Raw genomic sequence first — 14,857 nt, 5'->3', positions numbered from 1 at the left:
AGCGCAGGGGAGAAGCCGTTATGGAACGTTCACCTTGGCATGCAGGCGAGAAACAGTTGCAAGCCCACGTGGGTGTCGCGGAGCGAATGGACGCATTGGGTCGTAGGGTGATTCGCGGCGAGATGCCGGACCAGCACCGCACGTTCTATCAGCAACTGCCGTTCATGCTGTACGGCGCGGTGGATGCCGACGGCAACCCTTGGGCGAGCATTCTTGAAGGGGCGCCGGGCTTTGCGAAGTCCCCCGAGCCCGGGCTGTTGCAGATCGGCAGCCTGCCCGGTCGCGACGATCCTGCACAACTGCAAGACGGGGCGGCGATCGGTCTGCTCGGTATCGAGCTGCACACCCGGCGTCGCAACCGTCTCAATGGTCGAGTCGGCGCTGTAACGGCGAGCGGCTTCGAGGTGACGGTGGAGCAATCCTTCGGCAATTGCCCGCAATACATTCAATTGCGCCAGTTTCGCTCGGTGCCATTGGCGGATCCGGAGACCCGTATCGCGCAGCATCTCAATGAGCTGGATGACGCGGCCAAAGCCATGATTGCCAGCGCCGATACCTTCTTTGTCGCCAGCTATGTGGACGTCGATGGCCAACGCTCGGTGGACGTTTCTCATCGGGGCGGCCAGGCCGGTTTCGTCCAAATAGAGGGCAATCGCCTGACCATCCCGGACTTCGCCGGCAACCTGTTCTTCAATACCTTGGGCAACCTGCTGATCAACCCTCGGGCCGGTTTGCTGTTCATCGATTTCGATTCGGGCGATTTGCTGCACCTCAGCGGTCGCACGCAAGTCATCCTTGAAGGCCCGCAGATCGAAGCCTTTCAAGGGGCTGAGCGGCTGTGGACATTCGAGGTGGAGCACGCGGTGCGTCGGTCCGCGGCACTGGCCTTGCGCTGGCGCTTTGACGGCGTGTCGCCCACCAGTCTGCTGACCGGCACCTGGACGCAGGCGAATGCACGCCTGCAAGCCCAGGCGCTGGGGAATCGCTGGCGGCCGCTGCGAGTGACGCGCATCGAGCGGGAGAGCCACAACATCCGTTCAATCTATCTGGAGCCTGCCGATGGCGCCGGGTTGCCGGTGTTTCAAGCCGGGCAACATTTGCCCTTGCGGTTCAACATCGCAGGCGATGTGCACATCCGCACGTACAGCTTGTCGAGCGCGCCATCCGATGACTTTTTCCGCATCAGCGTGAAGCGTGAAGGCCTGGTGTCCTCGCACCTGCATGAGCAGATTCGTGTCGGCGATGTGCTTGAAGCCCGCTCGCCTCAAGGGCATTTCACCGTGGCGCCGAATGAGCGTCGGCCGCTGGTGCTATTGGCTGCCGGCGTGGGGATCACGCCGCTGCTGTCGATGCTGCGGGAGGTGGTTTATCAAGGCCTGCGCACGCGGCGCATCCGTCCTGTGTGGTTCTTCCAGAGCTCGCGGACCTTGGCCGATCAACCGTTTCGCCCTGAGCTGGATCGCCTGCTCGACGGCCTCGGTGATGAGGTGCGGGTGCTGCGTTTGCTCAGTCAGCCGGAGGCCGATGCCCGTGAGGGTGAAGATTACGACCTGACAGGGCGCATCGACGCCGACTTGCTCAAGACCACTCTTGAGGTGGAGGACTACGACCAAGTGGATTTTGTCCTGTGCGGTCCGGGAAGTTTTACCCAGGGGCTGTACGACAGCCTGCGGGATCTGGATGTCCCTGATTCAAGGATTCATGCCGAAACCTTTGGCCCGTCGACGCTGCGTCGCAAGCCGGACCCGGACGCGGTGGTCATCGAGCAATTGCCGGCCGCTACCGTTTCGGTGCCCGTCGTGTTCCAGCGCTCTGCCAAAGAAGCGCGTTGGCAGCCGGACGGCGGCAGTTTGCTGGAGTTGGCGGAGAGCCGTGGCTTGCGCCCGGAATTCAGTTGCCGCGGCGGTTCCTGCGGGACCTGCAAAACCCGGTTGATCAGCGGAGAGGTGAATTATCCACAGCCTCCGGCGGAGGCTCCCGATGCGGGTGAGGTGCTGATTTGTTGTGCGGTGCCGGCGCAGGGTTCGCAGCCGTTGGTGTTGGATCTGTAACTGAACCAGACAACACAGAAAATCCCTCTGTGGGAGCGGGCAGTCAGGTGCTGGATACGGTGGTGGCAAAAAGTCAGGTGATCGTTGCCCGCAAGCCAACGGCTGAGTAGGGTAGCGAGCAGAGCGACAAAGGGCCTTTGAGAGGCCCTTTTTGTATTTCAGGGATAAGGTTTCTCATGGTTTTTTTCGCACGCTTGATCGTTTTGCTGGCAGCGTTGTTGCTCAACGGTTGCGAGCAATCGGACGCGCCGCCGCTCGATCAGCAACTCTATGTCTGGCAACGGCTATGGACGCCAGCCCATGACGCCGCGCTGCGCGACAGCCACACCGATTTCTCGACCTTGCGCGTGCTGGCCTTGCAGGCATTTCCACAGTCTGGCTGGAGCCGGGCGCGGATCGATCCGGCGCTGCTCAAGCGTGATGGCCGACCGCTGATTGCGGTGGTTCGTCTGGATGGCCAGCTCAATGGGCTGGACCGGGACGAGGTCACGGCGCAGATCCAGCAGGTGCTCAGCGATTGGCAAGGGCAGGGGTTGACCCTCTCCGGCGTGGAAATTGACCACGATGCGGGCAACGCCCGGTTACCGGCCTACCGCGAATTCCTCACCCATTTGCGTGGCGTTCTGCCGGCGTCCTTGCCACTGAGCATCACCGCGTTGCCGGCCTGGCTCGACAGTTCTGAATTGCCGGCGTTGCTGGCAACGGTCGACAGCAGCGTGTTGCAGGTGCACGCGGTGAGCGATCCACGGCGTGGGCTGTTCGACCCGGATCAGACACGGCAGTGGGCCAGGGCCTGGAGTCGCAACACATCGAAACCGTTTTATCTGGCGCTGCCGGCTTATGGCGTGGCGCTGTTGCCGGGGGCCGGGGGCGCGCCGGTCGTGGAAAGCGAAGTGCCCATCGAGCGAGGTGGCGAACGTCGGGAGTTGCTGGCGGACCCGCAGCAACTGAGCAAGCTCGGCGCCGAGTTGCGCGCCGATCCACCGGCCCATCTGGCCGGGCTGATCTGGTTTCGCCTGCCCCTGGCCAATGATCGCAGGGCCTGGAGCCTGACGACGCTGGGCGCTGTGGCGCGCGGCGATACGCTCGACAGTCATGTAGGGCTGAAACTCTCGGCGCAGGACGGCCTCTACGACATCAGCCTCAGCAACCAAGGCAACCTCGACAGTGCCTGGCCCGAACGCCTGACGCTGGCGGTGCAGGGCTGCGAGGGCGCCGATGCGCTGGCCGGTTATGCGTTGCAACAGCGCCCGGATCTGCTTACCTTCACCCGCCTGCGTGACGGTCGAATCCCGGCCGGCGGGCAGCGCGCCATCGGTTGGGCTCGCTGCGCACACATTGATCAAGGAGGTTCGAATGTTTACCCGTAACTGGCCCCGCCATGTGCTTTGCCTGAGCCTCAGCCTGCCATTGGGTTCGGCGCTGGCCTGCGGGCCGGACTTCCCCATGCGCCTGCTGGACAACCGTGGCCAGTCGCTGGCGGAACTGCCGGAAAGCAACTTCAACCTTGAGATCAGCCGCCTCGGGCATGCCATCGCGGGACTGAAAAATGTCACCGCCGCCACCAACATTCCGGGGGACGGTTACGGCGATGCGCCTGATTACACCCATCAGCGCGATACCGCCGAACAGGCCGGTCTGACGCCTGAACAACAAGCTTTGGTGAAACAACTGCGCAACCTGACCGATGCCCGTCAGGTTGAAGAGCAAGGCGCGAATCTGCCGGCCGAGCACAGACTCTATCTGGCTGGCGCCGTGGCGTTCAACGCCGGTGACCATGGCCTGGCCGCCGACTACTTCCAGAAAGTGCTGGCGCTGCCGGAGGAACAACGCCCGTTGCGTAGCACCTGGGCGGCGTACTCGTTGGGCCGGGCGCTGTTTGCCATGAGTTCAGAAGCAGGCGCGACCCCTGACCTGTTGGCTCAGTCCCGCAAGGCCTTCGAGCAGACCCGTCAACTGAGCATCGACGGCTTCAGCGACCCATTGGAACTGGGTGTCGCCAGCCTCGGCGAAGAAGCACGAGTGGCCCGCACCGCGGGTGATTGGGACAACGCCATCCAACTCTACGCCACGCAGAACCTTCACGGCTCGGCGGTGGGCTACACCTCGCTGAAGCTGTTGATGGCCGATCTGGCGGCGATGCCCGACGAGCAACTGGCCGGGTTGCTCAAGGGCAAAGCGGTGCAGCAACTGGTGACGGCGTCGTTGATCAGTCGGCTGGGCTGGTCATTCGGTGATCAACCGCCGAACGAACAGAAACTGATCAAACTGCTGCAAAGCAGCACCCGTGGCAGTCTGGATAATGCCGATCGCCTGGCGGCGATGAATTATCAACAGGGCGATTACGCCAGCGCCAAAGCCTTCCTCGAACAGGCTGGTGACGGTGGCCTTGCGTGGTGGTTGCGGGCGAAGCTGGCGGTGCGTGATGGCGACAAAAACGCCGCCGCAGCGGCCTATGCCAAAGCCGCCCAGGCCTTCCCGCAGAACGAATCCTGGGGCGAGCGGCGGACGCCCGACTGGGATTACGAAACGCTCCAGCCCAAATGCCGGGTCGAGGGTGAAAGCGCGATCCTGGCCCTGCAACGCGGGGATTACCTGCAGGCCTTCGATCAGCTCTATCGCAGCCAGGGCATCTACTGGTTCGACGCGGCCACCGTGGCCGAGCGGGTGCTGACCCTCGATGAACTCAAGCAGTACGTCGACACCCAGGTGCCGGCACCGCCACCGCTCAGCCAGCAGGATCGCGACAATTATGTGCCGTTGCCGGTGGCTGCGAGCCTGCGCAATCTGCTCGGGCGGCGTTTATTGCGTGAAGAGCGTTACGATGAGGCTCCGGCTTACTTTGACAACGCGGATTTGCAGGCCAAGGCCAAATGGTATGGGCAATTGCGCAAGGAGGCCGAGTCCAAATGGTGGCCGACCTCCAAGGCATTCGCTTACTACTACGCCGCGACGCTGGCTCGCTACAATGGGATGGAGCTGTTGGGCTACGAGATGTCCCCGGATTACGTGACCTTCGGTGGCAATTACAGCCTGGAAGCTCCGGAGCTCAAGGTCGGACCGCTGATGACCGAGGGCGAAGTGCAGCGTCAGCAAGCTACGGTGGCGCAACCTGATGAGCGTTTCCATTACCGTTATGTCGCCACGGCTCTGGCGAGTAAGGCCGCCGATCATCTGCCCCACAGCAGTCAGGCGTTTGCTTCGGTGCTATGCAAGGCCTCAGGGTGGGGCACCAACCTGCAAGAGCAAAGCGCGTTCTATCGTCGTTATGTCGAGGAGGGGCCCTATGTGGTCTGGGCCGGTGATTTCGGTCATCAATGCCAGGAGCCGGACTTCCAGAACGCCGACAAGCGCTATGTGACCCAGGTCACCGACGCTATGCGGTCCACGCTGCGACCCTACAAAAAACCATTGCAGATCGGCGCCGTGTTGGCCGTTACGGCAGCGGCGCTGTTGTTGATCAGTCGCCGCCGTCGGAAAGCGCGATAACGCTCAAGCTTGTTGAACAAAGGTCAGCCGCACAGCAAAACCAATCAACAGGCTGCCAAACAACCACTGCTGTACCCGCTGGGCCGATGGACTGCGTTGCAGCCAACGGCCCAACGCAGCGCCGACCAGCGCGTAGGCGCTGTCGAACAGCAAGCCGACGCCGACCAGCATCATGCCCAGGGTCGCAAATTGCGCGAGCACCGGTCCGGCTTGAGGGTTGATGAACTGCGGCAGCAGCACCGAGCAAAACAGCAGCGCCTTGGGGTTGAGCAGGTTAGTCAGCAAACCGCGCTGGATCGCCTCCGGCCACCGTGGTTTAGCAGTCGTTGCGTCTGCACCGTTCAAGCTCGGCAGCATCGTGGTGCGCAGGCACTGAATGCCGATCCAGAGCAGGTACGCGGCGCCGGCCAGGCGCACCACGTCGAAGGTCCAGGGCGCAGTCCTGAACAGCGTCGCCAAACCCAATGCCGCCAATGCCACATGACAACCGCGCGCCACGCCCAGCCCCAATGCCGTGGCCAGCGCCGCGCCTTTGCCCTGACGAGCGCCGGTCTGCAACAGCAGAATCATGTCCGGGCCCGGCAACAGGTACACCACTGTCAATGCCATGAAAAACAGCCAGAGTTCTGTCATGTCGCCCCCATTCGTTGTCGATTTGGTGGGGTCAGTCTACGGCCGAGGGGCAGGGCAGGTGGTTGCGTAGTCGGCTTCTAAAGCTTCGATATTTGGCATAACCTGCCAGTTTGTGATGATCGAACCATCAGGATCTACCAAAACATGAAACTGGACGCCTACGACCGCAAAATCCTCACGGCGCTGCAACGGGACGGACGCCTGAGCAACGTACAACTGGCCGATGAGATCGGCTTGTCGGCCTCGCCCTGTTTGCGCCGGGTCCGGATGCTGGAAGAGGCCGGTGTGATTCGTGGCTATCAGGCCAACCTTGATCGAGATGAAGTGGGCCTTGGGCTGACGGTGTTTGTCGGGGTCAAAGTCGAACGGCATAACGATGAACAAGCCGAAGCGTTTCGCCTGGCCGTGACGGCATTGCCTGAGGTGATTTCGGCGTTTCTGGTGTCCGGGGAATCGGATTTTCTGCTGCAAGTGGTGGTACCGGACTTGCGCGCCTATGACCGTTTCCTCACCGGGCGATTGCTGAAATTGCCGGGCGTGAGCGATATCCGCAGCAATTTTGCAATTCACACGGTGAAGACGCCGGGAGCGTTGCCGTTGGGGCATTTGCCTGACTGAAAAAGCGAAAAGATCGCAGTCTTTGGCCGCGATCTTTTGATCGTTCTAAATCTGCGTCGCCATCCCTTCCACATTCATCGCCGCCTGGCGCAAGGCCTCGGAGCGGGTAGGGTGCGGATGGCAGGTCAGGGCGATGTCTTCGGCCGAGGCGCTGAACTCCATGGCCACGCAATATTCGCCAATCATTTCGCTGACGCTCGGGCCCACAAGGTGCACACCGAGAACTTCGTCGGTGCGCTCATCGGCCAGTACCTTGGCGAAGCCTTCGGTTTCGTGGTTGATCTTCGCCCGGCTGTTGGCGGTGAAGGGGAATTTGCCGACCTTGTAGGCGCGACCTTCGGCCTTCAACTGTTCTTCGGTCTTGCCGACGCTGGCCAGCTCCGGTTTGGTGTAGATCACGCTGGGGATCAGGTCGTAATTGACCTCGCCAGCCTTGCCGACGATCTGCTCGATGCAGGCCATGGCTTCGTCTTCGGCCTTGTGGGCGAGCATCGGCCCTGAGGTGACGTCACCGATCACCCAGACGCCCGCGGCTTCGGTGCGGTGGCCCTTGTTGGCGAGCATGCCGCGTTTGTCGGTGGCGAGGCCGACGTTCTCCAGGCCCAGGCCTTGGGTGTAAGGACGACGACCAATAGCCACCAACACGTAGTCGGCTTCCAGCAGCTCGGCGGTGCCACCTGCGGCCGGTTCGACACTGAGTTGAACACCGCTCGCCGAGGAGGTGGCGCTGGTGACTTTCGAACTCAACTTGAAGCGGATGCCTTGCTTGCTCAATGAGCGCTGAAGGGTTTTACCGGCTTCAGCATCCACACCCGGGCAGATCCGGTCGAGAAATTCGACGACCGTCACCTGAGCACCCAGGCGCCGCCATACCGAACCCAGTTCCAGACCGATCACTCCAGCGCCGATCACCACCAGGTGCTTCGGTACTTCAGCCAGCGACAGCGCGCCCGTGGAGTCGAGGATGCGTTGGTTGTCGATGTCCACGCCTGGCAGGGGAGTGGGTTCGGAACCGGTGGCGATGATGATGTCTTTGGCGCTCAGCCGGGTCTTGCCACCCTGATCGTCGGTCACCGTGACGCTGCCCGGCCCGTCGATGTGGCCCCATCCCTTGATCCAGTCGACCTTGTTTTTGCGAAACAGAAACTCGACGCCCTTGGTCAGGCCTGTGACGCTTTCATCCTTCTGTTTCATCATCTGAGCCAGGTTGAGCACAGGTTTGACCTCGATCCCGAGGTTGGCGAATTCCGCCCCCATGGCCGCGTCGTAGAGCTCAGAGGCATGCAGCAATGCCTTGGACGGCATGCAACCGACGTTCAGGCAGGTCCCGCCGAGGGTGGCGCGGCCTTCCACGCATGCCGCTTTCAAGCCCAACTGCCCGGCGCGGATCGCTGCGTTGTAACCGCCGGGGCCGGCGCCCAGAATCACGACGTCATAGGTGCTCATGGTGCAACTCCTGGATTGAGAGGGGCGGGATCGATAAAAAGTAGTCTTCAATAAAAATTACGAACGTAATATGTGCGTTTCTCACCATTTCGGTCAAGGCTTCAGCTTGGCGACAGGTTCAGCGTTTTTAGATAGAACGATTCAGGACGAAAATTTCACCATTTTCGTTATATCGTAACGAATTGTGATGTGAGCAATGGCTGGGGTGGTATGCAAGTCGATCTCGATGGCGATGGGGCACAGATAGCAGGGCTGCCGCGCTTTCAGCAGGCGGTCGTTCAAGGACGTCGATTACGCCAATGGGCAATCGGTTTGGGGGCCTTGGCGGCCGCAGGGCTGGTGCTGGCGTTTTTTGTCGGGCTGTTTGCACCACAGTCGCTCTGGCCCGCGTTGCTGGTCAATCAGAGCGCCGGTTTGCTGGTGTTGGTCGCCGGTCTGCAGTCGGCCTGGTGGATAACGCAGTGGCGCGCACGAGCGATGAATCCATCAGTGTTGGTGCCGGTGGCTATCACCGAAGAAGTCGTTGTCGCCGAAGGTTGGTACGAGCGGTTGCTGGACGGCATCAGTCAGCGTTGGCTGCGGTTGCTTGGGCAGATCGGTGCACCGACGCTCTGGCTTGGCGGCTGGGCGTTGTTGAGTTTGTACAGCATCGAGCAGGTCTGGAACCTCGCTTTGCCACCCGCTGCGTTGGGATTATCGGCCAGTGTCGGCGCGGCGTTGTCGTTGCTGCTGGCGTTCGGTTTGCTGGTGCTGGAGCGGCAACTGGCGCAGGAAAATGTCGCCCAATGGCCTGAAGCCGGGTCGTTGGCGCAGCTGGCGCGGGTCGCGATTATTGGCCTGGTGCTCAGCGCCTTGTGTCTGTTGTTCGGTAGCGAAACAGCCGTCTGGCCGGTGCGTCTGGCGGTGCTGATCGGCTTGTTGCCGGGGCTGGTCGCCATCGAGTTGTTGCTGCGCGCCGTGTTGTCACTGTTCAGCCCCCGTCGTGAACAGCTTGAACCGACCTTGCTGGCGCGAAGCTTCGTCGCCGATATGTTGCGCTGGCCGCCACAGCCCCTGCTCGCATTGCAGCACGAGTTGCACAATCGCTTCGGTATCGACCTGCGACAAATCTGGGCCTTCACCTACATGCGCCGGGCGTTTTTGCCGGTGCTGGCGGTGGTGGCAATCGTCGGTTGGTCGCTCACCGGCATTCATGAAATACCGCTACAGGGGCGGGGCATCTACGAACGTTTCGGCAAACCGGTGGAAGTGTTTGGGCCCGGTTTGCACGCCGGTTTGCCGTGGCCGCTGGGTCGCGTGCTGAGCGTCGAGAACGGCGTAGTCCATGAGTTGGCCACCAGCGTGGGCGAAGCATCGGCCCCGGTCGCGGCCGAACCTGCCGAAGGCCCGGCACCGGCCATTGCCAATCGCTTGTGGGACGCCAGCCATGTGAATGACAAATCCCAGGTCATCGCCAGCAGCCGTGCCGACAAGCAGAGCTTTCAGATCGTCAACATGGACGTGCGCTTCGTCTATCGCATCGGCCTGAGCGATCAGGCGGCTCTGGCCGCGACGTACAACAGCGCCGACGTGCCGACGCTGATTCGCAGCACCGCCAGCCGGATTCTGGTTCATGACTTCGCCTCAAGAACCCTCGACGGTTTGCTCGGCGAAGACAGGGTAGGGCTCTCTGAAGAAATCGGCCGCGCCGTGCAGGCGGATCTGCAAAAACTCGACAGCGGCGTGGAAATTCTCGCCACGGTGGTCGAGGCCATTCATCCGCCAGCGGGGGCTGCCAATGCTTATCACGGCGTTCAAGCAGCGCAGATTGGCGCCCAGGCATTGATCTCCCGCGAGCGCGGTGCCGCAGCGGAGGCGACCAACCAGGCGCAATTGCAGGCCAGCATCGCTCGCGATCAAGCCACGGCCAGTGCGCATGAAATCAACTCGAGCGCTCGGGCCGCCGACCTGAAATTTGCCGCCGAGCGAAAGGCGTACTCCAGCGCCGGCCAGGCTTTTGTACTGGAGCAATACCTCAGCCAACTGACCCAGGGTCTGGCTAACGCCAAGCTGCTGGTTCTCGATCACCGTCTGGGTGGTAGCAGCAATGCGCCGACCATCGACCTACGTACATTCACGCTGCCGGCTGACCCTGCGCCGTCGCGTAATACCGCTCAGCCAGGAGCCGCCCATTGAGCCAGTCGACGCCTACTCACGATCATCACGACCACGATGACCACGCCGGCCACGATCACGGCCATGGCGGGCATCACCACGGTCATCATCACCATCACCACCATGGTGATCCGCACGAAGCTGGCCCTTTTCCGTGGCGGCGAATGGGCTGGGCGGCGCTGCTGGTGGCCTTTGCCGTTGCGGCGGCAAGCCTGGTGCAAGTGCGCTCGGGGGAGGCCACGGTGATTACGCGCTTTGGCAATCCATCGCGGGTGTTACTGGAGCCGGGTCTTGGCTGGCGTTGGCCGGCGCCGTTCGAGGCGGCGATTCCGGTTGATCTGCGGCTGCGTACCACCTCCAGCGGTTTGCAGGATGTGGGCACGCGCGACGGTCTGCGCATCATCGTGCAAGCCTACGTGGCCTGGCAGGTACAGGGCGATCCGGACAACGTGCAACGCTTTATGCGCGCCGTGCAGAATCAACCCGATGAAGCCGCGCGGCAGATTCGTACCTTTGTCGGCTCGGCGCTGGAAACCACTGCCAGCAGTTTCGACCTGGCCAACCTGGTGAACACCGACGCCAACCAGGTGCACATCGCCGATTTCGAAGCGCAGCTGCGCCAGCAGATCGATCAGCAGTTGCTCACCACCTATGGCGTGCGAGTGCTGCAAGTCGGTATCGAGCGCTTGACGCTGCCATCGGTGACGCTCACCGCGACGGTCGATCGTATGCGCGCCGAGCGTGAAACAATCGCCACTGAACGCACGGCTATCGGCAAACGTGAAGCGGCACAAATCCGTTCTGCGGCCGAGCGTGATGCGCGAATCGTACAAGCTGATGCCACTGTGAAAGCCGCAGACATCGAAGCCCAATCTCGCGTCGAAGCCGCGCAGATTTACGGCCGCGCCTACGCAGGCTCACCGCAGCTCTACAATTTGCTGCGTTCCCTCGACACCTTGGGCACCATCGTCGCACCGGGCACCAAACTGATTTTGCGCACCGATGCGGCGCCGTTCCGGGTGTTGGTTGACGGTCCACCGACGCTCGAAAACAAGTCCGGGTCGCAGCCATGAGTTTGGTTCCACGTGGAACAAATGAATTGAGCAGCCCCTGGATTCAGGCCGGGCGCTTGGCTTTTCTCGCGCTTTACGCTGTGACCGTGCTGGCTGCTTTGGCGTGGGCATTTTCCAATGTGCGGCAGATCGACCCGCAGAATCGTGCTGTGGTGCTGCACTTCGGCGCACTGGATCGCATTCAAAACTCCGGTTTGCTGTTGGCGTGGCCGCGACCGTTTGAGCAGGTGATCTTGTTACCGGCAGCGGACCGGGTGATCGAGCGTCGGGTGGAAAATCTGCTGCGCACCGATGCCGCGTTGCAGGCCGACCGGGTGGCGAGCTTCGCCACACCCCTCAGCGATGCGCTCGCCGGCTCCGGTTATCTGCTGACCGGTGACGCGGGCGTGGTGCAGCTGGATGTGCGGGTGTTCTACAAAGTCACTGAGCCCTATGCCTTCGTTCTTCAGGGTGAGCATGTGTTGCCGGCTCTGGATCGACTGGTGACGCGCAGTGCCGTGGCACTCACCGCGGCGCGAGACCTGGACACCATTCTGGTGGCTCGACCGGAACTGATCGGTGCCGACAATCAGGCTGCCGAACGTCGCGAACGTCTGCGCGGCGATCTGGTGCGAGGCATCAATCAACGCTTGGCCGAACTGACGGCGACCGGGCAGGGCTTGGGTATCGAAGTGGCGCGGGTCGATGTGCAATCGAGTCTGCCCGGCCCGGCAGTGAGCGCGTTCAACGCCGTGTTAACTGCCAGCCAGCAAGCTGACAAGGCCGTGGCCAATGCGCGCACGGAAGCCGAGAAGCTGACTCAGTCCGCCAATGAACAAGCCGACCGCACGCTGCAAGTGGCTCACGCCCAGGCCAGCGAACGCCTGGCCAAAGCCTCCACCGACACCGCCACAGTATTAAGCCTGGCCAAGGCGCAACAGCAGGGCACCGACCCGCAAATGCTGCTGCGTATTTACCGTGAGCGGATGCCGAAGATTCTCGGGCAGGCCGGTTCGGTGACGACGGTCGATCCGAAAGACGATTCCCGCCTGATCATTCAGGGAGCTGCGCAATGACTGCCCAAACCGCCGCCGCGCCGAGCATGTTGTCCTCGGCTGAACAACGTAGCGCCGCGCGCCAGTTGACCCTGGCCATGCTTGCACTGGGCTTGCTTGCGCTCGGCCTGATCTGGCGCTGGTTGTTGCCGGAGCAGACCGGGGTCAGCCAATTGCTGTTGGGTTTTGCTTCGTTGCTGGTGGCCGTGCCGGTCATGCGTTCGGCGTGGTACAGCCTGCGTTATCCGAGCCTGCACGGGATCACCGATCAGTTGATTGCCCTCGCCATGCTCGGCGCTTGGGCCACTGGCGATCTGCTGACTGCGGCACTGCTGCCGATCATCATGATCTTCGGCCATGTGCTGGAAGAGCGCAGCGTGATCGGCTCACAGGAAGCGATTCATGCCCTCGGCAAACTGACCCGCAGCCATGCGCGCAAGATTCAGGCTGACGGCGCTATCGTTGAAGTCGATAACGGCACACTCAAGGCCGGCGACCTGGTGGAGGTGCGTGCGGGTGATCGCGTGCCGGCCGATGGTCGGGTGTTGTCCGGTCAGGCGAGCCTCGACACTGCATCGATCACCGGTGAGTCGGTGCCCATAGAGGCCGTTGTGGGCATGCCGGTGTTCGGCGGAGCGATCAACCTTGATGGCTTGTTGCGCATTGAAGTGACCCGCACCGGTCACGAGTCGACACTGGGTAAAGTCATCGCGTTGATGCAAAACGCCGAACGCTCCAAGCCGCCGATCACCCGTTTGCTCGAACGCTACGCCGGTAGCTACATGGTGCTGGTGTTGCTGCTGGCGGCCGTAACCTGGTTCGTCACCAACGATGCCCAGGCGATGCTTGCGGTGTTGGTGGCGGCCTGTCCTTGCGCACTGGTGTTGTCGGCACCGGCCACGGCGATTGCCGGGGTGGCGGTCGCAGCTCGGCACGGGATTCTGATTCGCAGCTCGGCGTTCCTCGAAGAATTGGCTGACCTGACGTCGTTGGTGGTCGACAAGACCGGAACCCTGACGTTCGGCACCTTGCGCCTGCAATCGATCGACAGTCCGCTGAAAGATCGCAGTCACGTACTGAAACTCGCCGCCAGCCTTGGCTCTGCCAGCAGCCACCCGGTCAGCCGCGCGTTGGCCGGGTTGGTCACTCAGGAACATTTTCTGCTGCTCTCCGACATCCGCGAGCGTCAGGGGCTGGGTGTCGTGGCGATGACGGAGCAGGGCGAAGCGGCCCTCGGTCGTCCGGAGCTGTTCGCGCAATTGGGCATCGTCACCTCAGCTGTTCCCGGCCACGATGGCCCGATTGCCGGGCTGGCACTCAACGGTGAATTTCTCGCTTGGCTGTTGCTCGCCGACAGCGTCAAACCCGAGGCGCGGTTTGCCCTGAGCGAGTTGCGTGAACTGGGCTTGGGTCGTCAGTTGTTGTTGACCGGGGATCGACAAAGCGTGGCTCATACGCTGGCCCGGGATGTGGGCATCAGCGATGTCGAAGCCCAGGCCTTGCCCGAGGACAAACTCAATCGCGTGTTGAAAGAAATCGACAGCGGTTTCCGGCCGATGGTGGTGGGAGACGGCATCAACGATTCCCTGGCGCTGAAGGCCGGTGTGGTCGGCGTGGCCATGGGCGCGGGCGGCGCGGACATCGCGCTGGCCTCGGCCGATATCGTACTGATCGGCAGCGACCTGCGCCGGCTCGGAACCTGTGTGCGCCTGAGTCGCCAATGCCGGCAGACTTTACAGGTGAACGTAATCATCGGTCTGGGCTGGACCCTGGCGATTGTCGCCTTTGCCGCATTCGGCTGGCTGGGCGCGGCCGGGGCGATGATTGCCGCGCTGTTGCACAACTTGAGTACGTTATTGGTGCTCGGTAATGCTGGGCGTTTGCTGCGTTTTCAGGAGCCTTTGCTCAAGCTCAAAGATGAGGTTTGAGCGAGGCGAAAAGTTTTTTCATCGCCTCTGTAACGCCGTCAGGGCAGCGCTCTCTAGTGCTGTGTCGGGACTGAACAACCTTCCAGCCGACACCCCTGACGATTACTGAGGATATACAAATGAACTTCAAAACCGCCACCGCCGGTGCCGCTCTCGCCTTTGCCGCTGCAACAATGTTCGCAGGTGTTGCCACTCAGGCTCAGGCCGCCGACGCTGCACAGGTTCACTGCTACGGCGTGACATCGTGCAAAGGCATGAATGACTGCAAGACAGCCGAAAACGCCTGCAAAGGTCAGGCTGTCTGCAAAGGGCATGGCTTCAAGGCAATGACTCAGGCCGAATGCATGAAGGCCGATGGAAAAGTCGGCGAATAACTGACTGCCGAATGCCGTCGCGGTGGCTCTCTTGCCACTGCGGCACTTTGCGAGGAG

At 62.0% G+C, this 14,857-nt stretch carries 11 protein-coding genes; 9 read left to right on the top strand and 2 right to left on the bottom strand.

From position 1 onward, the window contains the following. The first annotated feature begins 20 nt into the window (after positions 1-20). From AC07VO_RS22995 to AC07VO_RS22985, 3 genes are all read left to right on the top strand, one after another. A complete protein-coding gene (locus tag AC07VO_RS22995) occupies positions 21-2,051 on the top strand; it encodes a 2Fe-2S iron-sulfur cluster-binding protein (RefSeq protein ID WP_086945239.1) in 2,031 nt (676 codons plus the stop codon). Between the two features lie 176 nt (positions 2,052-2,227). Then, positions 2,228-3,421, top strand: a complete 1,194-nt coding sequence (locus AC07VO_RS22990) for a DUF3142 domain-containing protein (RefSeq protein WP_086945238.1) — start codon at positions 2,228-2,230, stop codon at positions 3,419-3,421. Further along, complete coding sequence (locus AC07VO_RS22985) at positions 3,408-5,540, top strand: hypothetical protein (RefSeq protein ID WP_086945237.1); 2,133 nt, start codon at positions 3,408-3,410, stop codon at positions 5,538-5,540. The genes AC07VO_RS22990 and AC07VO_RS22985 overlap by 14 nt, the downstream gene beginning before the upstream one ends. Before the next feature lie 3 nt (positions 5,541-5,543). On the opposite strand, the gene AC07VO_RS22980 is transcribed toward AC07VO_RS22985, so the two are convergent. Next, complete coding sequence (locus AC07VO_RS22980; RefSeq protein ID WP_019651261.1) at positions 5,544-6,173, bottom strand: LysE family translocator; 630 nt, start codon at positions 6,171-6,173, stop codon at positions 5,544-5,546. Positions 6,174-6,317: 144 nt separating this feature from the next. On the opposite strand from AC07VO_RS22980, the gene AC07VO_RS22975 reads away from it, so the two are divergent. Further along, entirely contained in the window at positions 6,318-6,791 is a 474-nt protein-coding gene (locus tag AC07VO_RS22975) for an Lrp/AsnC family transcriptional regulator (RefSeq protein WP_019580354.1), read from the top strand. A gap of 45 nt (positions 6,792-6,836) precedes the next feature. On the opposite strand, the gene lpdA is transcribed toward AC07VO_RS22975, so the two are convergent. Further along, positions 6,837-8,237: a dihydrolipoyl dehydrogenase gene (gene lpdA, locus AC07VO_RS22970; protein WP_086945236.1), complete on the bottom strand. Its 1,401-nt coding sequence runs from the start codon at positions 8,235-8,237 to the stop codon at positions 6,837-6,839. Positions 8,238-8,447: 210 nt separating this feature from the next. Here lpdA and hflK (AC07VO_RS22965) point away from each other — a divergent pair, with 210 nt between their 5' ends. The 5 genes from hflK (AC07VO_RS22965) (at position 8,448) to bufA2 (ending at position 14,800) form a co-directional block, all read left to right on the top strand. Further along, positions 8,448-10,412 (top strand): protease modulator HflK, encoded by a 1,965-nt coding sequence (hflK, locus tag AC07VO_RS22965; RefSeq protein WP_086945266.1) that lies wholly within the window; start codon positions 8,448-8,450, stop codon positions 10,410-10,412. Next, positions 10,409-11,464: a protease modulator HflC gene (gene hflC / locus AC07VO_RS22960; protein ID WP_086945235.1), complete on the top strand. Its 1,056-nt coding sequence runs from the start codon at positions 10,409-10,411 to the stop codon at positions 11,462-11,464. The genes hflK (AC07VO_RS22965) and hflC overlap by 4 nt, the downstream gene beginning before the upstream one ends. Beyond that, positions 11,461-12,519 (top strand): protease modulator HflK, encoded by a 1,059-nt coding sequence (gene hflK, locus AC07VO_RS22955; protein ID WP_026286517.1) that lies wholly within the window; start codon positions 11,461-11,463, stop codon positions 12,517-12,519. Before hflC ends, hflK (AC07VO_RS22955) begins: the two co-directional genes overlap by 4 nt. Beyond that, positions 12,516-14,426, top strand: coding sequence for a heavy metal translocating P-type ATPase (locus tag AC07VO_RS22950; protein ID WP_064621174.1), 1,911 nt, complete (start codon positions 12,516-12,518; stop codon positions 14,424-14,426). The genes hflK (AC07VO_RS22955) and AC07VO_RS22950 overlap by 4 nt, the downstream gene beginning before the upstream one ends. Before the next feature lie 119 nt (positions 14,427-14,545). Next, positions 14,546-14,800: a BufA2 family periplasmic bufferin-type metallophore gene (gene bufA2, locus AC07VO_RS22945; RefSeq protein WP_018927345.1), complete on the top strand. Its 255-nt coding sequence runs from the start codon at positions 14,546-14,548 to the stop codon at positions 14,798-14,800. Positions 14,801-14,857: the final 57 nt, after the last annotated feature.

Source organism: Pseudomonas sp. GW821-FHT03E01 (genome assembly GCF_059420765.1).
Note: the sequence above shows the minus strand (reverse complement) of the source record. Positions and strands in the feature narration are given on the sequence as shown.